Origin of the sequence: Nocardia sp. NRRL S-836, assembly GCF_001279525.1 — a bacterium.
In the GTDB taxonomy this organism is placed as follows: Bacteria; Actinomycetota; Actinomycetes; order Mycobacteriales; family Pseudonocardiaceae; genus Lentzea.
Map to the genome: position 1 here is coordinate 16,904 of NZ_LGDY01000143.1, position 25,539 is coordinate 42,442.

The following is a 25,539-nucleotide window of genomic DNA, read 5'->3' on the forward strand; positions in this document are numbered from 1 at the left end:
GTGCACCCCATCACTGCGGGCGCACCGTTTGTACCCGCCTATCGGAGGGTTGTGGCCCTAAATCGCCTGGGCCAACGAGACGGCGAACCTGCCCTCCGAATCGGTCCACCAGCGGTGCAGGACGAACCCGGCGTCCTCCAGCTCCCGGCGCACCCCGTCCTCGCGGAACTTCGCCGACACCTCGGTGCGCAGCTCCTCGCCCTGCGCGAACTCCACGGTGAGACCGAGGCCGGCGAGGGTGACCGTCATGGCGCGCCTGGCCCGCAGGCGCATCTCGATCCACTCCTGCTCGGCGTTCCACAACGCCACGTGCTCGAACGCGTCGACGTCGAAGTCACCGCCGACCTCGCGGTTGAGGACGTTCAGCACGTTGCGGTTGAACTCGGCCGTCACGCCCTGCGCGTCGTCGTAGGCGCGCACCAGCGTCTCGCGGTCCTTCACCAGGTCCGTTCCGAGCAGCAGCCACTCCCCCGGCTGCAGCACGTCGTGCACGGCGCGCAGGAACTTCTCCCGCTCCTCCGGGATGAGGTTGCCGATCGTGCCGCCCAGGAACGCGAGCACGCGCGGTGACTCACCCGGCAGCAGGCTCAGGTGCTGGGTGAAGTCGCCGACCACGCCGTGGACCTTCAGCCCGGGGTAGTCGGCCATGATCGCGTGCGCGGCCTCGGTCAGCGCGGACACCGACACGTCCTGCGGCACGAACTCCCGCAGCGTGCCGTGGTCGCGCAGGGCGCTGAGCAGCAGCCGCGTCTTCTCCGACGAGCCGGAACCCAGCTCCACCAGCGAGTGCGCGCCGGTGGTCGCCGCGATCTCACCGGCCCGCTGCGCGAGCACCTCGCGCTCGGCCCTGGTCGGGTAGTACTCGGGCAGCCGGGTGATGTCCTCGAACAACGCGCTGCCGGCCGCGTCGTAGAACCACTTCGGCGACACCCACTTCGGGTCCGCGGTCAGCCCGGCGCGCACGTCGGCGCGCAGCGCGTGCGCCGCGTCCTCCGGCTTGAGGTGAACGTCCAGCACTGGCTCGGTCATGCGGGTCGAACCTCCACAGTGGATGGATCGGCGACGACGACGTGGTGGTCGGGGATCTCCCGCCACGCCGGGTCGCCGTCGAGCGGTTCGGAGGCGAGAGTGACGCTCTCGTCGTCGTGGTGGCGGACCCACAGCGAGTGGGTCCACGTGGTACCGACGATGACCGAACCGTTTGTCATCAGGAAGTTGAGGCGTGACCCCGGGGCCACGGCCTCGACCTCGTCGCTGAGCTCAACAAGTGCGCCGGCCGGGTTCTTCCCGGCCGCCAAAGCCCGTGCGACCAGCGCCCACAGCAACGCCGAGTCGGTGGGCGCGTCGAGGGTGAGCAGATCGGTCACCGGCAGCGTCTTCGCGAGGTCCGCCACGCTGTGCGGCCAGTCCACGACCCGTCCGTTGTGGCTGAACAGCCACGTGCCGTCGGTGAACGGCGCGCACGCGGCATCGGCCACCGGCATGCCGGTGGTGGCGTTGCGGACCGCGGCCAGGACCGCGGTGGCCTCGGTCGTGCCGAGCGAACGCAGGTTCGCGTCGCTCCACAACGTGCCGGCCCTGCGGTAGCGGACCGGGCCGGGGAACCAGCCGACGCCGTAGCCGTCGACGTTGACCGATCCCCCGCCGCGCATGTCGCCCGGCGCGTACGACTGGTGCTCCAGCGAGTGCGGTGCGTCGTGGAGCAGGGCGGACAAGGGCACGGCGGGGCCCAGGTAAGCCAGGTGGCGGCACATCTCCTAGGCGTCCCTGGCGCAGCGGAAGCCCGCGAAGATCTGCCTCCTGATCGGGTAGTCCCAGTTGCGGAACGTCGCGCGGACAGCCGATTTGTCGGTGCCGAACGAGCCGCCGCGCAGCACCTTGTAGTCGGGCCCGAAGAAGACCTCCGAGTACTCCGGGTACGGGAACACCTCGAAGCCGGGGTAGCCGTGGAAGTCGGTCGAGGTCCACTCCCAGACGTCACCCATCAGCTGGTGCACGCCGTAGGCCGACGCCCCCGCCGGGTAGGCGCCGACCGGTGCCGGGCGCAGGTGGCGCTGGCCGAGGTTGGCGTGCTCCTCCGCCGGTTCCGCGTCGCCCCACGGGTACCTGCGGCTCGTGCCCGTGGCGGGGTCGTGGCGCGCGGCCTTCTCCCACTCGGCCTCGGTCGGCAGCCGCTTGCCGACCCACGTCGCGTAGGCCTGCGCCTCGTGGAAGCACACGTGCACAACGGGTTCGTCCGGCACGATCGGCTCGGTGACGCCGAACGCGGTGCGGCTGAAGCTCGTGCCCTCGCGGTGCCAGAACCGCGGCGCGGTCAGCTTCCCGCGGGTGCGGTGCAGCCAGCCCTCGTCCGTCCACAGGCGACGGTCGTCGTAGCCGCCGGCCAGGACGAACTCGGCGTACTCGCCGTTGGTGACCGGGGTGGTGTCGATGAAGAACGGGTCGACGTGCACGCTGTGCGCCGGGCGTTCGTTGTCCAGCGCCCACGGTTCGTCCGAGGTGCCCATCTCGAACGGCCCGCCCGGGACGAACGCCTCCGTTGCGGCCACGAGGTTTCCCCGCGGCGGCGGCGGTGCGTGCAGCACCGGCTCACCGATCCGCAGCTGGTGCGTGGCGAGCATCGTCTCGTCGTGCTGCTGCTCGTGCTGCACGATCATGCCGAACGCGAAGCCGTTCTCGACGAGCCTGCGGCCCTCCAGCGGGACCTGCTCCAGCACGTCGAACACCTTGCCGCGCACGTCCCCGACGTACTGGCGGGCCTCGGCCGGGTTGAGCAGCGGCAGCTCCGTGCGGACGCTGCGCCCGTACTTGAACGCGTCGTAGTACTCGTCGATGTCGCTGCGCACCGGCTCCTTGCCGCCGACGTCGCGGACGAGCCAGAGCTCCTCCTGGTTGCCGATGTGCGCCAGGTCCCAGACCAGCGGCGACATGAGTTTCGAGTGCTGCCGGACGAGGTCGTGCTCGTCGACGGCGTCGGTCAGTGCGGTGGAACGCGCGCGCGAACGCAACAGTTCCTCCGCCACGTGCTCGCGGAGTCGTTCAGTCACAGCTTCCCCTCAAGCTCCTGGCTGATTGCGCTGATCTGGTCTTCGGAGAGACCGGTGCGGTGCAACGCGCCGATGCCGAGCGCCACGACGTCCTTGGCCGCCCTGGCGATGCGTTCGTCCGCCATCCCGTACCGCGCGGCGACGAGCCACCGCCCGGCCGCCCGTTCCGTCACCGCCAGCACACCGTCCACAACGGACTGGTCACTGAACAGCGCGACGAGCAGCGCACTCGGCGCGATCCAGCCGCCCGGCGGCGGCGTGTCCAGGTACCTGATCTCGATGTAGCCGCGCGGCCGCACCGGCGGGAACATCAGCGACAGGTGGTAGTCCAGGTCGTCGCTCGTGGGGCTCCGGTCGAGCGCCCCGTCCACCCACTCCGCGAACGTCACCTTCTTCTTCGGGATCCAGTCAGGACCGGATCCGCGAACGGCGATGACGGGCGTGTCGACGACGCGCCGTGCATAGGCCTGAGCCGGATCGGCGCACACAGCACTCGGTCTGGTGCGCACGGGATCCGTGCCGTACAACGTCCGCATCCGCGCGGACGCCCAGTCCTGCCGGCTCCCGCCCAGCCCCGGCGAGTTCGCGAACAACGCGACCATCACCGGCCCGAGCCGGTGCACGGCAGCCCACCTGGCCGCGAGGTGCTGCTCCTCGCCGAAGTCGAGGCACACCTGCAACCCCGCGGTGCTGCACATCATGGAGATGCCGTCATGGCCCAACCGGCCGAACTCGTGCTCCATCGCGGCATAGCGCGGGACCCGCAACATCCGGCTGGGTGTCCGGTGCGCGTCGGCACCCCGGTCACCGAGCACGAGACCCTGGTCCGCGAGCAACGCGGTGAGCTGACTGATGTCCGCTTCGACGGTGGTGAAGAGGTTCGGGAGGGAGGTGCAGGGAGGAGTGGAAATCTCGACCTGCCCACCCGGTTCGACGGTCAGCGGCGTGCCGCTGGAAAGCGGCCTCTGCGGGCTGTCCGGAACGAGTGTCGGTGGCGCGTGCACTCCGAGTGCCGCCGCCAGCCTTCGCTGATCCAGGGGCTGAGCGGGATCTTCGGCGTGGTGGACGGTGAACTCCAGCTCCACGCCGAACAACCTCGGAGGCCCGTGCTTGAAACAGACCGAGGCGACATAGGCCTCGGCCTCGGCGCGGTCAGCGAACCTGACCGGCGCCGGTTGGTCACGCAGCGCAGTCGTCACTACACACTCCCCGTGATCGGATAGCCCGTTCGACGCTACACGCGGGGAATGCGGCTCGCACGCTCACGAAGGCGGTCAAATCCCTGCGGATCAAGGACCTTGGCTGAAATCACGCGTGCGCGCAGGGAGTTTGGCGAGCGATGTCACGTTGTGCCTGGTTCGTTCACGTTCACGCCGTCACCACTGCTCGTGGTGGACCGGGCGTCCGCGGGTACCACCGACCGGGGAGTCGGTGGTACCCGCGGACGCCGCAGCAGCAGGCCGGTCAGGTGCGCGCGTTCGAACGGCCTCGTAGCACGGTGTTCGCCGTCGAGGCGTTCTTGATGGCCGTTTCGATCTGCGCCATCGTCGACGACGAGGTGATGCCGGGGACCGAGGTGGTGTTCAGCGCGTACAGGGTGAACGTGTACGGGTTGGTCGAGCCGCCGGGGCACGGGCCGAAGTACTTCTGGGAGTTCGCGCCGGAACCCATTGCCTTCTGCTTCGCGCCGCCCTGGCCGGGGACGGTGAAACCGGCGCCGAGGTTTTCCGGCAGGGAGCGGGTCGAGGCGGGGATGTCCCAGATCGCCCAGTGCAGTTTGTTGCCGTTGTTCGCGCGGTCGGCGAAGACGATCGCGTAGGCCTTGGCGCCCGTGGACTCGCCCCATGCGAGCGGAGGCGAGGGGTCCTGGCCGGCCACGCCGTCACCGGCGCAGGTGTGCTTGGCCGGGATCATCGCGTCGTCGGCGAAGGCCGGGGAGGTGAGGGCGAACTGAGGTGTGCCGCCCTCGTAGACGATGTCGATGTGCAGGACGCGGTCGTTGCCGGTGGTGCCGTCCTTGTCGGTGGAGGTGGTCAGCCAGATGTCGCCCTCGCGGTCCACCTCGACCGTGCGCAGGCGGCCGTAGCTGCCCTGGAAGTAGATCTGCTGGTCGACGAGGTTGCCGTTGGCGTCGATGCGCATGCGGTAGATGCGCTGGCCGACGGTCGTGGCGACGAAGACGTAGTCGTTGATGATCGTCAGGCCGGAAGGCGAGGCCTGGGAGGTCGACCAGGTCTTCTTCGGGGGGATCGTGCCCGCGCAGCTGCCGGTGGTGCCCTCGCAGGCGTCCCAGCCGTAGTTGCCGCCCTTGGTGATCAGGTTGACCTCGTCCTGCTGCGAGTTGCCGAACTCCGAGGCCCACAGGCGGCCCTGCGAGTCGAAGTCGAGGCCTTGGACGTTGCGGTGGCCATAGCTCCAGATCGCCTTGCCCGCGAACGGGTTGTCGGCGGGGATGGAGCCGTCCGGGTGGATGCGCAGGATCTTGCCGGCGTTCGTGTTCAGGTTCTGGGCGTTGGTGCCGTTCTGCGCGTCGCCGGTGGAGATGAACAGGTAGCGGCCGTCGGGGCTGAAGCGCAGGCGGCCGCCGTTGTGGTAGCGGTTCTTCGGCACGCCGTCGAGCAGGGTGGTCCAGTTCGAGAGCTGCGTGCCGTCGAACTGGGCCCTGACCAGGCGGTTTCCGCCGCTGTAGGTGTGGTAGACGTAGATGAGGCGGTCCGTGGACCAGGTCGGTGAGACCTCGATGCCCAGTGCGCCGCCCTCGCCGCCGGTGCCGACCGCGCCGGGAACCTTGCCGAGGACGGTCTTCACGCCCGCCTCGGTCACGCGCAGGACGTTGAACGTCTCGCGTTCGGTCACCAGTGCGGAGCCGTCGGGGAGGAACGCGGTGCCCCAGGGGACGTCGACACCGCCGACGACCTGCTTGACGGTGCCGGGGTTGGGCACGCCGGTGCCGCCGCCCTGGCCGGGGCGCACGGAGATCTCGTTCGAGAACGGCGAGAGGTTGCCGGCCGCGTCCTTCGCGCGGACCTTCACCCGGTAGTCCTGGCCGGCGGTCAGGCCCGCGATGGTCGACGAGGTGGCGGTGCCGTCCGCGGTCTGCTCCAGGGTGCCGTCGACGTGGACCTCGTAGGAGGTGACGCCCACGTTGTCGGTGGCGGCGGTCCAGGCGACGGTCACGCTGGTCGTGGTGGCGCCGGTGGACCGCAGGTTGCCGGGCGTGGTCGGGGCCTGGCCGTCCGGCGGGGCGGGCTGGGTGCGGCCCGCGACGTTGTTCGAGGCCTGCGAGACGTTGCCGGCGGCGTCCTTCGCGAAGACGGTCCAGTCGTACTCGGTGTCCGCGCGCAGGCCGGTGGCCGTGCCCTGCAGGACGTTGCCGACGCTCGTGACGAGCTGGCCGTGCTGGTAGATGTCGTAGCCCACGACGCCGACGTTGTCCGTGGCGGCCTCCCACCGCAGCGACACGGAGTCGTGGGTGGAGGACACGAACCGCAGGTCGCGCGGCGGGGTCGGCGCCTCGGTGTCCGGCGGGCCCTGCGGCACGGCGGTCAGCCTGTCGGCGTTCGGGCCGCCGTTCGCGGTCGTCGCGGTCGCGCGGACCTTGTTCGGGCCCGCCTTCAGCGTGACCCGCGCGGTGCGGGTCTGCCACGTCGTCCACGCGCCGGTGCCGGGGAACGACAGCGTCTGCGCGTTCGCGCCGTCGACGGTCACCGAGACCGGGCGGTCGGTCGTCGTGCCGTTGGCGTAGCGGAACGTCAGGTCGTGCTCGCCGCCCGCCGCCGCGGTGACCGTGTACTCGACGTAGGAGCCCACGACGTTGTCGTAGTTGACGAAGCCCGTGCCGGAGAAACCGGTGTGGTTGGACTCCACCACGCCCTGGGAGATCGTCGCGTTCTCCGCCTCCTGCTCCAGGGCGGGAGCGCTGCCGATCTCCTCGACCTCGACGTGGTCCAGGTTCGGGCCGCCCGCCGCGGTCGTGGCGGTCAGCCGGATCGTGTTCACACCGGGGGTGAGGTTGACCGTGTTCTCGACCGTCGTCCACGTGGTCCACGCGCCGGTGCCCGTGAAGGCCCGCTCGTCGACCGCGAGACCGCCGTTGACGCTCACGTCGACGGGCCGGTTGTCGGCGGTGCCGTTGGCGTAGCGGAAGACCAGCTTCGCCTGGCCCGCCTTCGACGCCATGACGCCGAACTCGACCGAGCTCCCCGCGACGTTGTCGAAGTTGACGAAACCGGTGCCGGAGAACCCGGCGTGGTTGGACTCCACCACGCCCTGCGTGATCTTCGCGCTCTCCGCTTCGTACCTGGCCGGCGCGGCGAGCGCGCTGTCCGGTACCACCATCACCGCGGCCGTCGTCGCGACCGCGACGGCTGTCGTGCCGAGCGCTCGCAACGCCCGGCCTCTGCTCGGTGCCACTGTTGTGCCTCCCACGAGACGGGTAGGGGGATTCACTCCACGCGGCGGCGGGTTCAGTTATCGGAAAGAAAGTTTACTAACTGTCGCGCAGATCACACCACCGCGTGACAGTCCGAGTCAAGTCCCCGCCAAGTGCTGGAAAGCGCTTACCTGGGCCGTTCGCGGTCCCGGTCGTCCGCCAGCGCCGAGATGAGGTCGGTGGCCGTGCGGCTCAGCAGGAGGTCGACCACGTGGACGCCGGTCGGGACGCGCTGCCGCCACCCGAGGCGCTCGGCGAGCGCCGACAGCGTGACGATCTCCTGCGGCTCCATGGCGGTGGAGGATATTGGTGCGGGCACGGGCGTCGGCGCAAGCCCGGCCGATGATCCACTCGAAAGGATCACACGGATGGAGCTGTCCAATCCGTACGTACGGATTGGATTTCCCGCCCTCCGCCTGGGACCATCTCCAGGTGCCCAGGGTCAGTCAGGACCACCTAGACGCCCGCCGTCGTCAGATCCTCGACGGTGCGCGTGCCTGCTTCGCACGCCACGGCTACGAGGGTGCCACGGTACGCCGCCTGGAAGAGGCGACGGGACTGTCCCGCGGTGCGATCTTCCACCACTTCCGCGACAAGGAGTCGCTGTTCCTCGCCCTCGCCGAGGACGACGCGCTGCGGATGGCGGACGTGGTGGCCGAGCAGGGCCTGGTGCAGGTCATGCGCGATCTCCTCGAAGAGCCCGAGAAGCGCGACGAGGAGCACGCGGCCGACTGGCTGGGCACGCGGCTGGAGGTCTCCCGCCGGCTGCGCACCGACCCGGACTTCCGCGCCCGGTGGGCCGAGCGGTCCGAGCAGCTCACGGCGGCCACCCGCCAGCGGCTGCTGCGCCAGCGCGAGGCCGGCAACCTGCGTGACGACGTCGACGTGACCGTCCTGACGAGCTTCCTGGAGCTCGTGCTGGAGGGGCTGGTGTCGCACCTGGCGATGGGGCTGCCCGCCGACGACATGGAGCCGGTGCTCGACCTGGTCGAAGAAACCGTGCGCCGCCACCGCCGGAGCTCTTGAAGCTGCGCACCGCACACCTCAATGTGGACGCATGCCGTCCACGCTGAAGACCGCCGCCCAGTTCTTCGCACTCCGCTCTCTCGTGCGCGGCTACGCGCTGATCGGTGACCCGTACGCGGGTGTCATGTCCTCGCCACCGGACCGCGACCCGTACGCGATGTACGAGAAGGTGCGCGCCAAGGGCGACATGGTGCGCAGCAGGATGGGTGCGTACGTCACGCCGTCACGGGAGTTGTGCGACTCGGTGCTGCGCGACCCGCGGTTCCTGACGGCGACGTTCGACGAGGCGTCAATGGTCTCGATCACGCTGGTCCAGGACGGCCACAAGGTCGTGAACCCGGTGCAGGACTCGTTCCTGATGAAGAACCCGCCGGACCACACGCGGCTGCGCAAGCTCGTCCAGCCGTTCTTCACGCCACGGGCCCTGAAGGACCGCACCGCGTCCATCCAGAAGATCGTCACGGGCTACCTCGACCGGCTGGACGGCCGGTTCGACGTGGTGGAGGAGTTCGCGTCGCAGGTGCCGATCCAGGTGATCGCGGACCTGCTGGGCGTGCCCGACGACGACAAGGCGCTCTTCGCGCGCTGGGGTTCGTCGCTCGCGGAGACCCTCGACGGCGTGTGGTCGTACAAGCAGCTCAAGGGCCTGCACGCCACGATCGTCGAGTACAACGACTTCATCGACGGCCTGATGGCCGAACGGCGGCGCAACCCGCAGGACGACATCGTCAGCCACCTGGTGACCCAGCACGAGGACCTCAGCCGCGAGGACCTCGTCGCCACCACGGGACTGCTGCTCTTCGCCGGCTTCGAGACGACGGTCAACCTGATCAGCAACGGCGTGCTGAAGGCGTTCGAGAACCCGCACACGGTGGCGCCGCTCGCGCAGAGCCCGGAGTACGCGGAGGGGTTCGTCGAGGAGGTCCTGCGGCTGGACCCGCCGGTGCAGTACACGATCCGCTGGCCGCGGGAACGCGTTGAGCTGGCCGGGGTGTCCGTGCCGAAGGGCATGCCGGTCATGCTGCTGCTCGCGGCGGCCAACCGGGACCCGCGCACGTTCCGCGACCCGCACCGGTTCGACCCGACGCGGTCCAACGCGCGCGAGCACCTCGCGTTCTCCGCGGGCATCCACTACTGCGTCGGCGCCGGGCTGTCCCGCATCGAGGGCGCGATCGCGTTGCACGAGCTGTTCAAGCGCTTCCCGGACCTCGCGCCGGACGGCCCGATCGCGCGGCGCAGGTCGAGGCTCATCCGCGGCGCGTTGCGACTTCCGGTTCGAGCGAACGCGTCCAAACGACCACTGGCGGTGAAGTCGACCTGACGTGGGGCGAAATTCGCGGAAGCACGTGGCCTACTTCACCCGCGTGGAGCAATGTTCGTGCCCCAATGACACATCTCCGTAGTGCATCCTTGAAGGTGAGAGGGAGACCCGCCGCACCGCCGCCGCGACGGGCCTCCCTCTCGCCTTGTGTCCCGGACCGCTACTCGACGCCCGACATCAGCTTCCGGATGAGCGGGGCGGCCAGCGCCAGCGCGACGCCGAGGACGACCGCCGCGCCACCCAGCGTGAGGAAGTACGCCGACGGGCTCGTCGTGTAGAACTTCACCAGCTGCGCGGCCACACCGGTACCGGCCGAGGTCGCGAGGAACCACAGGCTCATCGTCTGCGAGGCGAACGCGCGCGGCGCCAGCTTCGTCGTGACCGACAGGCCGACCGGCGACAGCATGAGCTCGCCGGCGGTCATGATCAGGAACATCAGCACGAGCCAGAGCGGCGTCACCTTGCCGTCGGCCGCCGAGTTGCTCGCGAAGTACATGAGCACGAACGACAGGCCGACGAGCACGAGCGCACCGGCGAACTTGCGCGGCGTGGACGGCGCGCGGCGGCCGAGCTTCACCCACAGCAGCGCGAACACCGGCGCCAGGGCGATGATCATGATCGGGTTGATCGACTGGAACCACGCGACCGGGAACTCCCAGCCGAACACGTGGTTGTCGACGTGCGAGTCGGCGAACTCGGCGATCACCGAGGCGCTCTGCTCGAAGATCAGCCAGAACATCGCGGCCGCGACGAACAGCGGGATGTAGGCGACGACCCGCGGCTTTTCCTCCGGCAGCGTCTTCTTGCTGCGCAGCATCACGGTGAAGTACGCGATCGGCAGGACGATCGACATGATGCTGATCATCAGGATGACGCCCTCGACGTCACCGAGGAGGTACGCCACGACGCCGAGCGCGGCGATGACGACCGCGATGCCCGCGATGAGGCCGTAGACGCGGCCCTTCTCCTGGTGCGGCAGCGGGTTCGGCGCGACGGCGGCGGAGCCGCGCAGGTGCTTGCGGCCCAGGCGGTACTGGGTGAGGCCCAGCGCCATGCCGACCGCGGCGACGGCGAAGCCGGCGTGGAAGCCGATGCCGTCCGCGAGCGCGCCGGTGATCAGCGGCGACACGAAGCCACCGATGTTGATCGCCATGTAGAAGACGGTGAAACCGGCGTCGCGGCGCGTGTCGGTCTTGTCGTACAGGCCGCCGACGACGGTCGAGATGTTCGGCTTGAGCAGGCCGGTGCCGAAGACGATGAGGACCAGGCCGAGGTACACGCCCGTGATGCCGATCGGCAGCGCCAGCGCGATGTGGCCGAACATGATCAGGACGCCGCCGTAGAACGTGGCGCGCTGGCCACCCCACACGCGGTCGGCGAGCCAACCGCCGGCGACACCGGACATGTAGACCGCGGTGCCGTAGATGGCCACCACGGACAGCGCCAGCGCCTTGTCGACGCCGAGCCCGCCCTCGGACACGGCTGTCCACAGGTAGAGGCCGAGGATGGCCTTCATCCCGTAGAACGAGAACCGCTCCCACAGTTCGGTGAAGAAGAGCGTGGACAGGCCTCGGGGGTGCCCGAAGAAACCCGTGTCCTGTTTTTCGGGGATGCTGGCGCTAGGGGCGCTCACGTCATCGTCCTCTCGTGTCAACGATGTCACGGCGGATCCGGTGCACATTACGCCGAACGCTCGTACGGTTTGTAGTCGGGTTGCGTCCGGGTGGCCCAACTCTCACGCCGGAGTGCGGAGCCGGGCCGGATTTGATGCACTGCTGGGGTGGACTTGATCCAGGCGCACGGCCTCGCGATGACGGAGTTCGACCGCCGGGTGCGGGACATCGCCCCCGACCAGTGGGTGCTGGGTACCCCGTGCCGGGAGTGGTCGGTCAGGGATCTGGTGGGCCATCTGGTCTACGAACAGCTCTGGGCGCCGGAGCTGCTGGCCGGGTGCACGCCCGAGCAGGTCGGCGACCGGTTCGACCACGACAACCTGGGCGACGACCCGCTGGTGTCCTGGGTCCTGGCGGCCGCGGCGGCGCGCGAGGCGTGGCTGGAGCCCGGCGCGTTGTCCCGCCGGGTGCACGTCTCGGCGGGGCTGATCGACGCGGCCGAGTACTGCTGGCAGATGACGGCCGACCTCGCCGTGCACGCGTGGGACCTGGCGCGGTCGATCGGTGCCGACGAGCGGATCGACCCGGACCTGGCGAGCACGCTCCTGCGGTACGTGGAACGCAACATCGAGGAGTGGAGCGGTTCTTCGTTGTTCGACTCACCGGTACCGGTCGCAGCGGACGCGGACGACCAAACGCGACTGATAGGACTACTGGGACGTAAGCCGTAGCGCCTTGACACCCGTGAGGCGCGTGGCGCACCGTAACTGCACCGCCGCTCTTAGTCAGGAAAGTTACCTGTCGAAAGAGGTGGCAATGCGCAAGCTCGCCCCAGGGCTTCTCGCCGTGTCCGCGCTCGTGGCCTCCCTGCTGTCCTCCCCCGCCGCCCACGCCGCCGGCCCCAGCGCGGCACAGCTGCTGGCCAAGCTGACGTCGTGCCAGCAGATCTCCAACGGCAAGTACCGCACCGACTCCGAGACGGCCGCGACCGTTCCGGTCTGCGGCAAGAACGGCGCGGTCTGGTACAAGGCCGACCTGGACGTCGACTGCGACGGCCAGCGCACCACGAGGTGCAACGAGGACACCGACCCGTGGTTCCAGCCCGACACCGCGTTCCACGACTCGGCGGGCAGGCCGCTGGTCGCGGACAAGCTCCCGTACGTGGTCGTGCCCTCGCCCAGCAGCACGTGGGACTACCGCAAGTTCGGCATCCAGGGCGGTGGCGTCGTCGCCGTCATCCACAACAACCGGGTCGACTACGCGGTGGTCGGTGACACGGGGCCGACCGCGATCATCGGTGAGGCCTCCTACGCCTCCGCCGTGAACCTGGGCATCAACCCGGACCCGGAGAACGGCGGGTCCGACGGCCCGGTGCACTACCTGTACTTCAAGAGCTCGAAGGTGTCGCCCATCGAGGACCACGGAAAGGCGACCTCCCAGGGTGAAGCGCTGGCCCAGAAGTTCTTGAACGAGAACTGACAGTGGTGCAAGCGCCCCGCCCCGCATCCCCCTCGCCTCCTGCGTGGCGGGGCGCTCATCCCCCACTCGCGGCCTGTGGAGCACCCCCGGTTCCGGCCGCCCCGCTTTTCTACCGGGTTCGGCGTTGTCCGGTGTCGGTGAGCCGGTACCGGACAACGACCTCCGGACAACGTGGCGCGAAAACGCGACGCGCCCCCCGGCACCGGGATGTGCCAGGGGGCGCGGGTGCCGGACGGATCAGCCGAAGTGTGATCGACGTCCGCACCGGTGGTTGGTCGTGGGTGGACCGTTCAGGACTCTGCCAGGTCCGCGTGACCGGCCCCTGAACGTCAGATGACCTTCCGCTCCAACGTGACGAGTGTGATGCCCAGCCCGTCGACGCGCTCGCCGACGCGGACGAACCCGGCGCTCTCGTACAGCCGGAGGTTCTCCTCGCTGCGCGCGCCGGTGAACAGCCACAGGACGTCGACGCCGGACGGGGTGGCGCCGGCGGCGGCGTCGAGCAGCCTCCTGCCGATCCCGCGGCCCTGCTGGTCGGGTGCCACGAACAGGCGCGCGACCTCCATGCGGTCGCCGTCGACGTTGCCGCGCACGCTGCCGACGAGCCGGTGGCCGTCGAACGCGCCGAGCGCGGGCTGCCCGGAGGCGATGTGGTCCTCGACCTGGCGCAGCGTCTCGACCAGCGGCGGCAGGTCCCACGCGGCGTAGCGGCGGGCCTCGGCCAGGTACGCGGCCCGTTGCACGGTCACGAGCTCGCCCGCGTGGGCGGTGCTCAACGGCCTGATGTCGACGCTCACGGCCCGTTGACCCCCGGCGTCCAGCTCTCCGGCACACCGCTCTCGGTCAGCACGAGCTGGTGGTCGCCGAACCCGGCCGGCGCGTCCGGCTGCCACGGCCAGTGGCCCTGCGGCGTCGGCACGATGATCTGCACCGCGGCGAACTCCGCGCCGTCGTAGAGCAGGTAGGCGCTGCCGAAGAACTCCGGGTAGAAGCCCTTGTAGACGCGTTCGAACGTGACCGGCACGCCGTTGAAGAAGTCGAAGTACAACTGGCCGGGCACGAACCGCTCGCCCGCGCTGGCGCGCTTCACGTAGGCGTTTACCAGCGTCTCGCCCATGCCCTGGTCGAGCCCGATCACGACCGCCTCGGCCACACCGAACCGCCGCCACGCGCCGACCGAGAAGACGTAGCCCGCCCCCTCGGCGTCGGGCGGCACGACGATGGTGGCGTGACCGTGCCGGTCGGCCAGTGAGAGCAGCCGGGCACGCAACTCGATGTCCTCGTCGGAAAGCACGAAACCCACCCTACGCAAGCCGAACGGGCGGGTGAGCCGCCTGGCCCACCCGCCCGCCGGTCGCTGCGAGAGCTCAGCCGACCTCGGCCATGACCTCGTCGGACACGTCGAAGTTCGCGAAGACGTTCTGCACGTCGTCGCAGTCCTCCAGCGCGTCGATCAGCTTGAAGATCTTCTTGGCGCCCTCGGCCTCCAGTGCCACCGAGACCGACGGCAGGAAGCTCGACTCGGCCGACTCGTAGTCGATGCCCGCGTCCTGCAACGCCTTGCGCACGGGGATCAGGTCGCCGGCCTCGGAGACGACCTCGAAGGCCTCACCCAGGTCGTTGACCTCCTCCGCGCCCGCTTCGAGCACCGCCAGCATCACGTCGTCCTCGGTCGTGCCCGCCTTCGGGACGATGACGACGCCCTTGCGGCTGAACATGTACGACACCGAACCGGGGTCGGCCATCGAACCGCCGTTGCGGGTCATGGCCGTGCGGACCTCGGTCGCGGCACGGTTGCGGTTGTCGGTGAGGCACTCGATGAGCACCGCGACACCGTTGGGCCCGTAGCCCTCGTACATGATGGTCTGCCAGTCGGCGCCGCCGGCTTCCTCGCCGCCACCGCGCTTGCGGGCGCGCTCGATGTTGTCCAGGGGCACCGAGTTCTTCCGGGCCTTCTGGATCGCGTCGTACAGCGTGGGGTTGCCGTCCGGGTCGCCGCCACCGGTCCTGGCCGCCACCTCGATGTTCTTGATCAGCCGCGCGAAGAGCTTGCCGCGCTTGGCGTCAATAGCGGCCTTCTTGTGCTTGGTGGTCGCCCACTTTGAGTGGCCGCTCATTTCTCCTCCGTCGAACTACGGACCATGTCAACGAACAGGCGGTGAACGCGATCGTCCCCCGTGAGCTCCGGGTGGAACGCCGTCGCCAGCACGTTGCCCTGCCTGACCGCGACGATCCTACCGGCGGCGTCCCCTGCTTCCGCCGTGACGGGCACCGTAGCGAGGACCTCGACCTCGCCGCTCACCGCCTCCACCCAAGGTGCCCGGATGAACACGGCGTGAACCGTCTCGCCGGCCAGGTCGAGGTCGGTCTCGAACGAGTCGACCTGCCGGCCGAACGCGTTGCGGCGCACCGTGACGTCCAGGCCACCGAGCTGGTGCTGGTCCTCGCGGCCGTCGAGCACGTTGTTCGCCAGCAGGATCATGCCCGCGCACGACCCGTAGGCGGGGAAACCGGCCTTGATCTTGGCCTGGAGCGGTTCGAGCAGCTCGAAGTTGTCGAGCAGCTTGCTCATCGTCGTCGACTCGCCGCCGGGGATGACGATGCCGTCGAGCTCGTCGAGCTCCTCCGGGCGGCGGATCGGACGCGCAGTGACGTCGCACTGGGCGAGGGAGACGAGGTGCTCCTGGACGTCACCCTGCAGGGCGAGCACGCCGATGACGGGTGGGGCAGCGACAACCATGCCGACCAGCTTATTCGAGGTGGTCAGTGCGCTCTTTGCCGGTCCGCCGCGCCGGGTGGGGCAGGATCGGCACATGATCGAGTCGCACACCGCCGCGGTCGTGGCCGACTGGGTGCGGGGCTGGGCGCTGTCGCGCGGCACCCCCGAGCCCGTCGAGGAACCCGACGGCTTCCGCGTCGACGTCGGGCTGCCGGGGCACCTGGTCCGCCACGTGCTGCCAGAGGCGTCGGCCGCCGGTCCGCGGGCCGCCGCGCTGACCGAGCCCGGCACGTGGCTGAAGGTCTGCGGTGCACCAGAGCAGGTGCGGCCGTTGCTGACCCCGGCGTGGACGGTCGGCGCGCCGGAGTACCTGATGAGCGTCGAGCTGGGCGTGCGAGCGCCCGTCACCCCGCCGGCGCCCTACGCCGTGGAGCTGCGCGGCACCGGCGACGTGCGCGACGCCGTCGTGCTGGCCGGGGGCGAGGTCGCGGCGAAGGGCCGGGTGGCGGTGCACGGCCGTGCCGCCGTCATCGACGTCGTGGAGACCGATCCGGCGCACCGCAGGCGTGGCCTGGGCAGCGTGGTCATGTCCGAGCTGACGCGGGCCGCCGCTGCCCGTGGCGCGACGCGCGCCGTGCTGGTCGCCACCGAGGCCGGTCTCGCCCTCTACCGCGGGCTCGGCTGGACCGTCGTCTCCCCCGTGACCGCCGCGCACCTGCCCGTCGCCTGACCCGGAACGCCACGCGGGGCGCTTGCGCACGATCCTGTCGTGCGGAAGCGCCCCGCGTGGCGTCGGCGAACGTGGTCAGTCGACGGTGACCAGTGCCTCCGGCTGCGGCCGGCGGGACTTCACGAAGCGCCAGCCGAGGAACAGCACCAGGGCCAGGCCGGGGATCGACCAGAACGCGATCCGTTCGGCGTGACCGGTCGAGAACGCCATCTGCCCGACCACCAGCGCGAGGAACGCGAGCGTCGCCCACGACGTGTACGGCGCGCCGGGCATCCGGTACGAGGGCCGTTCGACCTCGCCCCTCAACGCCTTCTGCCGCAGCTTCATCTGGCAGACGATCAGCGTGGCCCACGTCGACACGACACCCAGCGACGCGACGGCGATCGCGATGTCGAACGCGTCCTTCGGCACGACGTAGTTCAGCACCACGCCGAACAGGTACGCGATGCCGGTGAACAGGATGCCGCCGTAGGGCACGTGCCGGGAGTTCATCCGGCCGGTGATCGCGGGCGCCTCGCCCTTCTGCGCGAGCGAGCGCAGGATGCGGCCGGTGGAGTACAGGCCCGAGTTGCACGACGACAGCGCGGCCGTCAGCACCACGGCGTTCATGATGTCGCCGACCGCCGGGATGCCCAGTGCCGAGAACACGGTCACGAACGGCGACTCGGTGCCGGTGTAGTGGTCCCACGGCAGCAGCATCGTCAGCAGCAGCACCGAACCGACGTAGAAGATCGCGATGCGGTAGACCACGCCGTTGATCGCGCGCGGCATGATCTTCTCGGGGTCCTTGGTCTCGCCGGCCGCGATGCCGACCAGCTCGATGGCCGAGTAGGCGAAGATCACGGCCTGCAGGGTCATCAGCGCGACGCCGAAGCCGGCCGGGAACAGGCCGCCGTGGCCCAGGGTGTTGGAGACCGAGGCGGTGGTGCCGCCGATGTCCGCGGCGCCGATCACCAGGCCGATGCCGGTGACCAGGAAGACGACGATCGCGGTCACCTTGATGACGCTGAACCAGAACTCCAGCTCGCCGAACAGCTTCACGGACAGCATGTTGATCGCGACGAGCACGACCAGCGCCACCAGCGCGGTGATCCACTGCGGCATGTCGGGGAACCACTTGTGCATGTAGATCGCGACGGCGGTGATCTCGGCGATGCCGGTCATCGCCCAGTTGACCCAGTACATCCAGCCGGATGTGAAGCCCGCCCACGGGCCGATGAACTCGCGGGCGTACTCCACGAAGCTGCCGGCGACCGGGCGGTGCAGGACGAGCTCACCCAGCGCGCGCATGACGAAGAACGCCGCGAGGCCGCACAACGCGTAGGACAGGATCAGCGACGGCCCCGCCGCGGCGAGGCGTCCGCCCGCGCCCAGGAAGAGGCCGACGCCGATCGCGCCACCGATTGCGATCATCTGCACCTGGCGCTTGCTCAGCGCCTTGGTGTAGCCGTCCGCATCAGTTTCCACAGAACTCACGAAGAGGTTCCTTCCGAAACGGAAAAATGCTCGCGTCGGAACCTCCCGCGCCCCGACGCGCTGATGCGTCGGAACCTTAGTGAGTGGCGGTCATCACCAAGAAATCAGTTGGGGAAGACTTAACGTAAGCGACGTCACACAGTGCGGCGTCGAGATCCTCCCAAATGTCCTCGACGTGCTCCAATCCGACGGAAATGCGCAGCAAATTGTCCGGAACTCCCGATGCACGCAGTTCTTCGCCGGGAACGAGCCGGTGGGTGAGCGCGGAGGGGTGTTCGATCAGCGTGTCCACCGAGCCCAGCGAGACGGCGGGCGTCACGAGCCGCAGCCGCCGCACGACCTCGGCCGGGTCGCCGTGCACGCCGAACGCGATCATCGCGCCGGTCCCCCGCAGCTGCCGCGACGCGGACGGGTAGCGCACGAACTCCACGGCGTCGTGCTCGGCCAGCCGTGCCGCGAGCACCGCGGCCGATCGCGACGCCGCCTCGACCCGCAGCGGCAGGGTGGCGAGCCCGCGGTGCAGCAGGTAGCCGCCCAGCGGGTGCAGCACGGCGCCGGTGATGATCCTGACCTGCCGCAACGCCGCCGCGCGCTCCTCGGCGCAGGCCACGACGCCGCCGAGCACGTCACCGTGCCCGCCCAGGTACTTGGTGCCGGAGTGCAGCACGTACGACGCCCCGTGCAGCGCCGGGTTCTGCAGGATCGGCGTGGCGAAGGTGTTGTCCACCATGACCGGAACCGGGCCGGCCTGCCGCACGACGTGCTCGATGTCGACGACGTCGAGGTTGGGGTTGGCCGGCGTCTCGACGACGACCAGCCCGGTGTCCGGCCGGATCGCGGCGGACACCCGGCCGGCCTCGGCGTAGGTCGTGGTGACGCCCAGCAGACCGGACGACAGCAGGTGGTCGGTGCCGCCGTACAGCGGCCGCACGGCCACGACGTGCGGTTTTCCGGCCATCACGCACGCGGCCTGGACCACGGCGGTCACCGCGGCCATGCCGCTGCCGAACGCCACGGCCGCCTCGGTGTGCTCCAGCGCGGCCAGCGCCTGTTCGAACCGCGCCACGGTCGGGTTGTGCAACCGGGCGTACACCGGCGACGCGGCGTGCGCCGCCCCGGTGGCCCACTCGCCCAGCGCCGCCCCGCCCTGCACCTGGTCGGGCACGGGGTAGGTGGTGGACAGGTCGATGGGAGGAGCGTGCACACCCAGCTCGGCGAGGTCTTCGCGGCCGCCATGCACTGCGATGGTCTCGATGCGCGTCATGACCGGAATGGTGGAGACTTCCTCGGCAGAGTGGGCACAACACCGCACAGGTTTCGGTGGAAGGGTGATTCGCCGTGCTGGATTCGATCGACGAGGCCATCGTGCGGGAGCTGCGGAAGGACGCGCGGCTGCAGAACAAGGACCTGGCCGAACGCGTGAACGTCGCACAGTCCACCGCCGTCGTGCGGCACCGCGCGCTGCGGGACCGCGGGGTGATCACCGGCTACCACGCGGAGATCGACCTGGGCGCGGTGGGACGGCCGGTGCAGGCGATGCTCGCGTTGAAGATCCGGCCGCACACCAAGGAGATCGTCGACCCGTTCATGGCCTACGTGCTGGGCCTGCCGGAAACGCTCGCGCTGTCCCACGTGACCGGCCCGGAGGATTTCCTCGTGCACGTCGCCGTGTCGGACGTCGGTCATCTGCAACGACTCGTGCTGGACAAGTTCACCAGCCGGCGGGAAGTGACCGAGGTGCACACGAATCTGCTCTTTTCCCACGTTCGCAAGTACTGATTGCGAACGCCTATGCCACGCCGATGAGCCGCAAACCGGCCGTGGTCGCCGCGGCCAGCACAATGACCGCGACAAACGGCAGTTTGCGCCATGCCGCGAGCCCGCCGACCAGGACACCGGTTGCGAGCGCCCACCCGCCGAACTGCTTTCCGCTCGTCAATGCCGAGATCGCCACGAGCGCGAACAACAGCACCGTCGCCGAGGCGGACAGCAGCTCACGCACCCGGTCCGGCAGCGTGACGCGGTCGCGCAGCAGCGGCCCGGCGAAGCGGATCGCGAACGTGCCCGCGGCGAGGATCAGGACTGCGGTGACGGGCACGGCTCCTCCTCCTTCTTCTTGGCCGGCCTGAACGCCACCAGCCCGGCCAGCGCGAGCAGCACCGGCACCCCCGCGGGCAGGAACGGCGTGGCCGCGAGCGCGATCACGGCCCCGAGCAACGCGGAGTTGCGGGTCGCGGCGTCCTTGAGCGCGGGCAGCGTGAGCGCGAGCAGGGCCGCGGGGAACGCCGCGTCCAGCCCGAACGTCCCCGGATCACCGATCGCCTGCCCGGCGAGCGCGCCGATCAGCACACCGGTGTTCCAGCTGAAGAACAGCGACACGCCACACGCCCAGTAGGCCGCCCGTGCGCGCGCTGGGTCCTTCTGCGCCATCGCGAAGGCCGTCGACTCGTCGATCAGCAGGTGGCTGCCGACGATCCGCGCGAGCCACCCGGTGCCCAGGACGTCGCCGATCGCGAGCCCGAACGGCAGGTGCCGCGCGTTGAGCACCAGCCCGGCGAGCACGGCGGCGGCCGGACTGCCACCGGCGGCGACGATGCCGACCGCCATGAACTGGGAGCCTCCCGCGAAGATCGCCACCGACATCAGGACGGGCAGCCACCACGGGAGACCGGACGCGACCGAGATCGCGCCGAAGGAGGCACCGGTGACCGCGGCGCCGAGCGCCACCGCGGTGACGTCACGCAGCAGCCCTGGATCCATTGACCCCGCACCGGGGGTTCGCCATGTCGAACGCATCACCCGATACGATGAACACCTGACCGGGTGTTCGTCAAGACGAACGATTGGACTTCTGTGTCGAACGCACCACTCGACCTGATCGCGGCCAACCTCCGCCGCGAGCGCGACCGCACCGGCCTGTCGCTGTCCGAGCTGGCCAAGAAGGCGGGCATCGCGAAGTCGACGCTCTCGCAGCTGGAGTCGGCGACCGGCAACCCGAGCGTCGAGACCCTCTGGGCCCTCGGCGTGGCGCTCGGCATCCCGTTCAGCAGCCTGGTCGAACCCGCGGTCCCCCGCGTCCAGGTCATCCGCGCCGGTCAGGGCCCGGTCATCCACTCCGAGCGCGCGCACTACTCCGCAACGCTGCTCGCGGCGTGCCGTCCGGGCACCAAGCACGACATCTACTGGCTGGCACTCGAACCGGGCGGCGCCCGCGAGTCGGAACCGCACGTGCCGGGCAGCGTCGAGCACATGGTCGTGACGACCGGCCGCTGCCTCGCCGGGCTCGCCGACGACCCGGTCGAGCTGGGGCCGGGTGACTACATCGTCTACCCGGGAGACCTGCCGCACATCTGCAAGGCGCTGGAGCCGGGCACGACCGCCGTGATGGTGATGGAGCACACGACCTGAAGTCGGCGCCCACATGCCCGAGGCACCGTGCACCGAAGCGGAACTCCGCTTCCTGCCCACTCAACCATATAGCAGACAGGGGCCCTTGCCACAAGACCCCGTTCATACCTCAAACTCATCGCCTAAGCCGTAACCAGGCGCTTTGGGGAGCACGTGTCAAACCAGGGGTATGAAGCAGAACTGCAGTCCGAGCGCGCCTACGTTGCTGATCTGTACGCACGGCTCGATGCGGACCGCGCGCGCGTGCAGGAGGCGTTCACCGCTGCCCTGCGCGGCACCGGTGGAACGGTCATGGAACGTGACCAGGAAGTGCGCGCGCGGCACAAGGAGATGAAGCGGCTGGAGGTGGCCGACGACGGCCTGTGCTTCGGCCGGCTGGACAGCCTCGACGGCGAGGTGTCCTACATCGGCCGGATCGGCATCTTCGACGAGGAACGCGACTTCGAGCCGGTGCTGCTCGACTGGCGCGCGCCGTCGTCGCGGCCGTTCTACACGGCCACGGGCGCGAACTCGGAGGGCATGCGGCGGCGGCGTCAGTTCCACACGAACCGGCGTGCTCTCGTCGACTTCACCGACGAGGTCTTCGGCCGTCCCGACGCCGAGGAGCGCGGTGACGCGGCGTTGCTGGCGGCGGTCAACGCGCCGCGCGGCGAGGGCATGCGCGACATCGTCGCGACCATCCAGTCCGAACAGGACGCGATCATCCGGCTCGACCACCCCGGCGTGCTGGTGATCGAGGGCGGTCCCGGCACCGGCAAGACGGTCGTGGCGCTGCACCGCGTGGCGTACCTGCTGTACACGCAGCGGGAGCGGATGGAACGCCACGGCGTGCTCGTCGTCGGCCCGAACCCGGCGTTCCTCAACCACATCGGGCGGGTGCTGCCGTCGCTGGGCGAGTCCGACGTGGTGTTCATGACCGCCGGTGACTTCGTGCCCGGCATGAAGGTCACCGCGGAGGACCCCGCGGACGCCGCGCGGCTCAAGGGCTCGCTGAAGATGCTGGACGTGCTCGCGGCGGCGGTCGCGGACCGCCAGCGCCTGCCGGAGGAGCCGATCGCGATCGGCCTGAAGGACATCACCGTCCACATCAACGCCGAGACCGCCGAGTGGGCCCGTCAGGAGGCCCGCGACACCGGCCTGCCGCACAACGAGGCGCGCGCCACGTTCGTCGAGATCGTCACCTACGTGCTGACCGAGCGGGCGATCGCGCGCATCGGCAAGGGCTGGCTGTCGCGCGAGGACAAGCAGGGCTGGGAGGACATGCGGTCGGGGCTGCTGAAGGACCTCGCGGAGGACGCGACGTTCCTGGCCGCGATGGACGACCTGTGGCCGGTGCTGACCCCGCAGACGCTGCTGTCGTCCCTGCTGTCGTCGGCCGACCGCCTGGCCGCCGCCGGTGGCGACCCCGCCCTGCTGCGCGCGGACGGTGCCGCGTGGACCGTCTCGGACGTGCCGCTGCTCGACGAGCTGTACGACCTGCTGGGCCGCGACAAGATCACCGAGATGACCCGTGAGCGGGCGGCGCTGGAGGAGCGCAGGGCGGAGGCCGCCTACGCCGAGGCCGTGCTGGACAGCATGACCAACCGCCAGGACCACATGGACGACGAGGACCACCTCTTCGCCACCGACCTCCTGCAGGCGGAGGACCTGGCGTTCCGGTTCGAGGAGCACGACACCCGCACCCTCGCCGAACGCGCCACCGCCGACCGCGGCTGGACCTACCGCCACGTCGTCGTCGACGAGGCCCAGGAACTGTCCGAAATGGACTGGCGCGTCCTGATGCGACGCTGCCCGGGCCGTTCGTTCACCGTCGTCGGCGACCTGGCCCAGCGCCGCACCGCCGCGGGCGCCGTGACGTGGGCCGACATGCTCGACCCGTACGTGAAGGGCCGGTGGGTCTACCGCTCGCTCACCGTCAACTACCGCACCCCCGCCGAGATCATGGCCGTCGCTGCCCGCGTGCTCGCCGAGTTCGCCCCCGACGTCCAGGCCCCGGAGTCGGTGCGCGCCAACGGTGTCCAGCCCTGGGCGCGGAAGGTGACCGAGCCGGAGCTGCCGTCGGCGATCGCGGAGTTCGAGGCGGCGGAAGCGTTGCTGGAGGGCACGAGCGTCGTGATCGGCCCGCCCGGCGTGCCCGGCACCGTGCCCGCCTCGGAGACGAAGGGCCTGGAGTTCGACTCGGTGCTCGTCGTCGCGCCCGAGCAGATCATGGCCGACGGCCCGCGCGGCGCGGCCGAGCTGTACGTGGCGCTCACCCGTGCCACGCAACGCCTCGGCGTCCTGCACCTCGGCCCGTTGCCCGAAGCGCTGAGCTCGCTGGCCTGACGCGGAAAGGGCGCACCCGCCCGGGGTGCGCCCTTTCCGGTTACCGCGTCCTACCGGCCACGTCCTACCAGCCGCGCTCGGCCAGGCGGTGCGGCTCCGGGATCTCGTCCACGTTGATGCCGACCATGGCCTCACCCAGGCCACGCGAGACCTTGGCGATGACGTCCGGGTCGTCGTGGAAGGTGGTGGCCTTCACGATGGCCTCGGCGCGCTGCGCCGGGTTGCCGGACTTGAAGATGCCGGAACCGACGAACACGCCCTCGGCACCGAGCTGCATCATCATCGCCGCGTCCGCCGGGGTCGCGATGCCACCGGCGGTGAACAGCACCACGGGCAGCTTGCCGTTCTCCGCGACCTCCTTGACCAGCTCGTACGGCGCCTGGAGCTCCTTGGCGGCCACGTACAGCTCGTCCTCGGGCAGGTTCTGCAGGCGGCGGATCTCCTGGCGGATCTTGCGCATGTGCGTGGTGGCGTTGGAGACGTCACCGGTGCCCGCCTCACCCTTGGAGCGGATCATCGCCGCACCCTCGGTGATGCGGCGCAGCGCCTCACCCAGGTTCGTCGCACCGCACACGAAAGGAACGGTGAACGCCCACTTGTCGATGTGGTTCGCGTAGTCCGCCGGCGTCAGCACCTCGGACTCGTCGATGTAGTCGACACCCAGCGACGCGAGCACCTGCGCCTCGACGAAGTGACCGATGCGGGCCTTGGCCATCACCGGGATCGACACGGCGTTGATGATGCCGTCGATCAGGTCGGGGTCACTCATCCTGGCCACGCCACCCTGCGCCCGGATGTCCGCGGGCACGCGCTCGAGCGCCATGACGGCGACGGCGCCGGCGTCCTCCGCGATCTTCGCCTGGGTGGCGTCGACCACGTCCATGATGACGCCGCCCTTGAGCATCTCGGCCATGCCGCGCTTGACGCGGGCGGTACCCGTGACCTGATCAGTGCTCACCTGGGCAACCTTTCAGTTGGAAGAAGTTCGGTGAGGTCATCGTAGGTCTGACGTGGCTACCTCTACGAAGCCACTGGAGGCTGGAATCAGAAGGCCACTTAGCGATCAACCGCAGGTCGTGACGGTTGTCACTTGGGGTTGTGGGGTGGGGTTGGGGTCCGTTTGTCTGTCGCCTTGGGTGCGGGGCTGGGTTGGGTCCGTTCGTGTGTCGCCTTGGGTGCGTGGTTGGTCAGGCAGGGACGACGTTGTGGGGTCATCGCCGCTTCGCGACGATCGCGATTGGGGCTTGACTTCGAGCCTCTAACGGGGCGATGAGTCGGCCTTCAAAACCGGGCATAAGGAGCCCGGCCGATCCCTACCAGGATATCGCCCCGCCCTCAAAGTCAAGCCCCAATCGCAGGTCAAAGGGCTGGTCACCGCTACCCGTCGAGGGAAGGTAGACACGCCTCGCTTCGCTCGACGGGCGTGCAACCGCCTGAGGTCAGGGGAATCTCGTCTCGCTTCGCTCGACGGGTGTGGACTGCCTGCAGTCGGGGGGAAGTCGTCTCGCTTTGCTCGATCGGCGTGGCCGTGGGTGCGACCGAGCCTCCCCAGGAGCGCGGAACGCGGAGCGCGGCCTTGACCGCCCGAAACTGTCAGAGCTCCTGAGTACGTTGGGTCGCGGGGGAGCCAAGTGCACAGGGGACCCCTGCGCGAGCCTGCCCGCGTTCGCGAGGCGGGGTGCGCGAGCCAACCAGGCCGCCACACCCGCCGGCGTGCCGCCCACGAGCGTGGCGAACGGGCCTGCCATCCGCAGCTGGACACTCCACCCGCCAGCAACTCGCCCACCGAGTCGGCAACGAGTCCACAAGCCCCAGCCGAACCGCTCCACCCGCCAGTGGCTAGCCCAACGAGCCCAGCAAGGGGTCCGCAAGCCCCGACCGGACCACTCCACCCGCCAGCGACTCACCCGCCGCGCTGGCAACGGGGGCCACACGCCCAAGCCGGACCACTCCACCCGCCAGC

The 25,539-nt window shown here is 69.8% G+C and carries 24 protein-coding genes; 8 read left to right on the plus strand and 16 right to left on the minus strand.

All coding sequences use genetic code 11. The features are described 5' to 3' along the window. Positions 1-57: 57 nt before the first annotated feature. From egtD to ADL03_RS47705, 6 genes are all read right to left on the minus strand, one after another. Positions 58-1,029 carry an L-histidine N(alpha)-methyltransferase gene (gene egtD / locus ADL03_RS39405; RefSeq protein WP_053738753.1) on the minus strand — a complete coding sequence of 324 codons (972 nt, stop codon included), beginning with the start codon at positions 1,027-1,029 and terminating at the stop codon, positions 58-60. After that, positions 1,026-1,754 (minus strand): ergothioneine biosynthesis protein EgtC, encoded by a 729-nt coding sequence (egtC, locus tag ADL03_RS39410; protein ID WP_053738754.1) that lies wholly within the window; start codon positions 1,752-1,754, stop codon positions 1,026-1,028. Before egtC ends, egtD begins: the two co-directional genes overlap by 4 nt. Positions 1,755-1,757: 3 nt before the next feature. Further along, positions 1,758-3,047, minus strand: a complete 1,290-nt coding sequence (gene egtB, locus ADL03_RS39415; protein ID WP_053738755.1) for an ergothioneine biosynthesis protein EgtB — start codon at positions 3,045-3,047, stop codon at positions 1,758-1,760. After that, complete coding sequence (locus ADL03_RS39420; RefSeq protein WP_053738756.1) at positions 3,044-4,246, minus strand: glutamate-cysteine ligase family protein; 1,203 nt, start codon at positions 4,244-4,246, stop codon at positions 3,044-3,046. The genes egtB and ADL03_RS39420 overlap by 4 nt, the downstream gene beginning before the upstream one ends. Positions 4,247-4,511: 265 nt before the next feature. Next, on the minus strand, positions 4,512-7,460 hold the full coding sequence (locus ADL03_RS39425) for a PQQ-dependent sugar dehydrogenase (RefSeq protein WP_053738757.1): 2,949 nt from the start codon (positions 7,458-7,460) through the stop codon (positions 4,512-4,514). A gap of 146 nt (positions 7,461-7,606) precedes the next feature. Continuing rightward, on the minus strand, positions 7,607-7,771 hold the full coding sequence (locus tag ADL03_RS47705; RefSeq protein WP_157529676.1) for a hypothetical protein: 165 nt from the start codon (positions 7,769-7,771) through the stop codon (positions 7,607-7,609). Positions 7,772-7,911: 140 nt separating this feature from the next. On the opposite strand from ADL03_RS47705, the gene ADL03_RS39430 reads away from it, so the two are divergent. Further along, entirely contained in the window at positions 7,912-8,505 is a 594-nt protein-coding gene (locus ADL03_RS39430) for a TetR/AcrR family transcriptional regulator (protein WP_053738758.1), read from the plus strand. Between the two features lie 31 nt (positions 8,506-8,536). Beyond that, positions 8,537-9,826: a cytochrome P450 gene (locus ADL03_RS39435; protein ID WP_053738759.1), complete on the plus strand. Its 1,290-nt coding sequence runs from the start codon at positions 8,537-8,539 to the stop codon at positions 9,824-9,826. A gap of 160 nt (positions 9,827-9,986) precedes the next feature. Here the strand turns inward: ADL03_RS39435 and ADL03_RS39440 are convergent, their stop codons facing one another. Beyond that, positions 9,987-11,459: a peptide MFS transporter gene (locus ADL03_RS39440; RefSeq protein ID WP_231642807.1), complete on the minus strand. Its 1,473-nt coding sequence runs from the start codon at positions 11,457-11,459 to the stop codon at positions 9,987-9,989. 147 nt (positions 11,460-11,606) lie between these two features. On the opposite strand from ADL03_RS39440, the gene ADL03_RS39445 reads away from it, so the two are divergent. Continuing rightward, positions 11,607-12,170: a TIGR03086 family metal-binding protein gene (locus tag ADL03_RS39445; protein WP_197289052.1), complete on the plus strand. Its 564-nt coding sequence runs from the start codon at positions 11,607-11,609 to the stop codon at positions 12,168-12,170. Positions 12,171-12,255: 85 nt separating this feature from the next. Further along, a complete protein-coding gene (locus ADL03_RS39450; protein WP_053738761.1) occupies positions 12,256-12,918 on the plus strand; it encodes a glycoside hydrolase family 75 protein in 663 nt (220 codons plus the stop codon). 329 nt (positions 12,919-13,247) lie between these two features. Here the strand turns inward: ADL03_RS39450 and ADL03_RS39455 are convergent, their stop codons facing one another. The 4 genes from ADL03_RS39455 to pdxT all read right to left on the minus strand — a co-directional run bounded on the left by ADL03_RS39455 (position 13,248) and on the right by pdxT (position 15,658). Continuing rightward, complete coding sequence (locus ADL03_RS39455) at positions 13,248-13,715, minus strand: N-acetyltransferase (protein WP_053738762.1); 468 nt, start codon at positions 13,713-13,715, stop codon at positions 13,248-13,250. Beyond that, entirely contained in the window at positions 13,712-14,212 is a 501-nt protein-coding gene (locus tag ADL03_RS39460) for a DUF4262 domain-containing protein (protein ID WP_231642808.1), read from the minus strand. The genes ADL03_RS39455 and ADL03_RS39460 overlap by 4 nt, the downstream gene beginning before the upstream one ends. 73 nt (positions 14,213-14,285) lie before the next feature. After that, positions 14,286-15,035, minus strand: a complete 750-nt coding sequence (locus ADL03_RS39465; protein ID WP_053738764.1) for a YebC/PmpR family DNA-binding transcriptional regulator — start codon at positions 15,033-15,035, stop codon at positions 14,286-14,288. Further along, positions 15,032-15,658 (minus strand): pyridoxal 5'-phosphate synthase glutaminase subunit PdxT, encoded by a 627-nt coding sequence (pdxT, locus tag ADL03_RS39470; RefSeq protein ID WP_053738765.1) that lies wholly within the window; start codon positions 15,656-15,658, stop codon positions 15,032-15,034. The genes ADL03_RS39465 and pdxT overlap by 4 nt, the downstream gene beginning before the upstream one ends. 73 nt (positions 15,659-15,731) lie before the next feature. Between pdxT and ADL03_RS39475 the strand changes: the two genes are divergently transcribed. Continuing rightward, on the plus strand, positions 15,732-16,367 hold the full coding sequence (locus tag ADL03_RS39475; RefSeq protein WP_053738766.1) for a GNAT family N-acetyltransferase: 636 nt from the start codon (positions 15,732-15,734) through the stop codon (positions 16,365-16,367). Positions 16,368-16,442: 75 nt separating this feature from the next. Here ADL03_RS39475 and ADL03_RS39480 read toward each other — a convergent pair whose 3' ends face one another. After that, positions 16,443-17,843, minus strand: coding sequence for an amino acid permease (locus ADL03_RS39480; RefSeq protein WP_053738767.1), 1,401 nt, complete (start codon positions 17,841-17,843; stop codon positions 16,443-16,445). 76 nt (positions 17,844-17,919) lie between these two features. Further along, positions 17,920-19,107: a PLP-dependent aspartate aminotransferase family protein gene (locus ADL03_RS39485; protein ID WP_053738768.1), complete on the minus strand. Its 1,188-nt coding sequence runs from the start codon at positions 19,105-19,107 to the stop codon at positions 17,920-17,922. A gap of 74 nt (positions 19,108-19,181) precedes the next feature. Between ADL03_RS39485 and ADL03_RS39490 the strand changes: the two genes are divergently transcribed. Then, complete coding sequence (locus tag ADL03_RS39490; protein WP_053738769.1) at positions 19,182-19,622, plus strand: Lrp/AsnC family transcriptional regulator; 441 nt, start codon at positions 19,182-19,184, stop codon at positions 19,620-19,622. Positions 19,623-19,632: 10 nt separating this feature from the next. Here the strand turns inward: ADL03_RS39490 and ADL03_RS39495 are convergent, their stop codons facing one another. Further along, positions 19,633-19,941: an AzlD domain-containing protein gene (locus tag ADL03_RS39495; RefSeq protein ID WP_053738770.1), complete on the minus strand. Its 309-nt coding sequence runs from the start codon at positions 19,939-19,941 to the stop codon at positions 19,633-19,635. Continuing rightward, a complete protein-coding gene (locus ADL03_RS39500) occupies positions 19,920-20,639 on the minus strand; it encodes an AzlC family ABC transporter permease (RefSeq protein ID WP_053738771.1) in 720 nt (239 codons plus the stop codon). Before ADL03_RS39500 ends, ADL03_RS39495 begins: the two co-directional genes overlap by 22 nt. A 57-nt stretch (positions 20,640-20,696) precedes the next feature. On the opposite strand from ADL03_RS39500, the gene ADL03_RS39505 reads away from it, so the two are divergent. Both ADL03_RS39505 and helR read left to right on the plus strand, forming a co-directional pair. After that, entirely contained in the window at positions 20,697-21,251 is a 555-nt protein-coding gene (locus tag ADL03_RS39505) for a helix-turn-helix domain-containing protein (RefSeq protein WP_063798860.1), read from the plus strand. 153 nt (positions 21,252-21,404) lie between these two features. Beyond that, on the plus strand, positions 21,405-23,576 hold the full coding sequence (helR, locus tag ADL03_RS39510) for an RNA polymerase recycling motor ATPase HelR (protein ID WP_197289053.1): 2,172 nt from the start codon (positions 21,405-21,407) through the stop codon (positions 23,574-23,576). Positions 23,577-23,640: 64 nt separating this feature from the next. On the opposite strand, the gene pdxS is transcribed toward helR, so the two are convergent. Continuing rightward, on the minus strand, positions 23,641-24,534 hold the full coding sequence (gene pdxS / locus ADL03_RS39515; RefSeq protein WP_053738773.1) for a pyridoxal 5'-phosphate synthase lyase subunit PdxS: 894 nt from the start codon (positions 24,532-24,534) through the stop codon (positions 23,641-23,643). Positions 24,535-25,539: the final 1,005 nt, after the last annotated feature.

Excerpts from the sequence above, each read along its gene's own strand:
- egtD (WP_053738753.1), bottom strand. The coding sequence starts at position 1,029 with ATGACCGAGCCAGTGCTGGACGTTCACCTCAAGCCGGAGGACGCGGCG.
- egtC (WP_053738754.1), bottom strand. The coding sequence starts at position 1,754 with ATGTGCCGCCACCTGGCTTACCTGGGCCCCGCCGTGCCCTTGTCCGCC.
- ADL03_RS47705 (WP_157529676.1), bottom strand. The coding sequence starts at position 7,771 with ATGGAGCCGCAGGAGATCGTCACGCTGTCGGCGCTCGCCGAGCGCCTC.
- ADL03_RS39435 (WP_053738759.1), top strand. The coding sequence starts at position 8,537 with ATGCCGTCCACGCTGAAGACCGCCGCCCAGTTCTTCGCACTCCGCTCT.
- ADL03_RS39450 (WP_053738761.1), top strand. The coding sequence starts at position 12,256 with ATGCGCAAGCTCGCCCCAGGGCTTCTCGCCGTGTCCGCGCTCGTGGCC.
- ADL03_RS39465 (WP_053738764.1), bottom strand. The coding sequence starts at position 15,035 with ATGAGCGGCCACTCAAAGTGGGCGACCACCAAGCACAAGAAGGCCGCT.
- pdxT (WP_053738765.1), bottom strand. The coding sequence starts at position 15,658 with ATGGTTGTCGCTGCCCCACCCGTCATCGGCGTGCTCGCCCTGCAGGGT.
- ADL03_RS39475 (WP_053738766.1), top strand. The coding sequence starts at position 15,732 with ATGATCGAGTCGCACACCGCCGCGGTCGTGGCCGACTGGGTGCGGGGC.
- ADL03_RS39485 (WP_053738768.1), bottom strand. The coding sequence starts at position 19,107 with ATGACGCGCATCGAGACCATCGCAGTGCATGGCGGCCGCGAAGACCTC.
- ADL03_RS39500 (WP_053738771.1), bottom strand. The coding sequence starts at position 20,639 with ATGCGTTCGACATGGCGAACCCCCGGTGCGGGGTCAATGGATCCAGGG.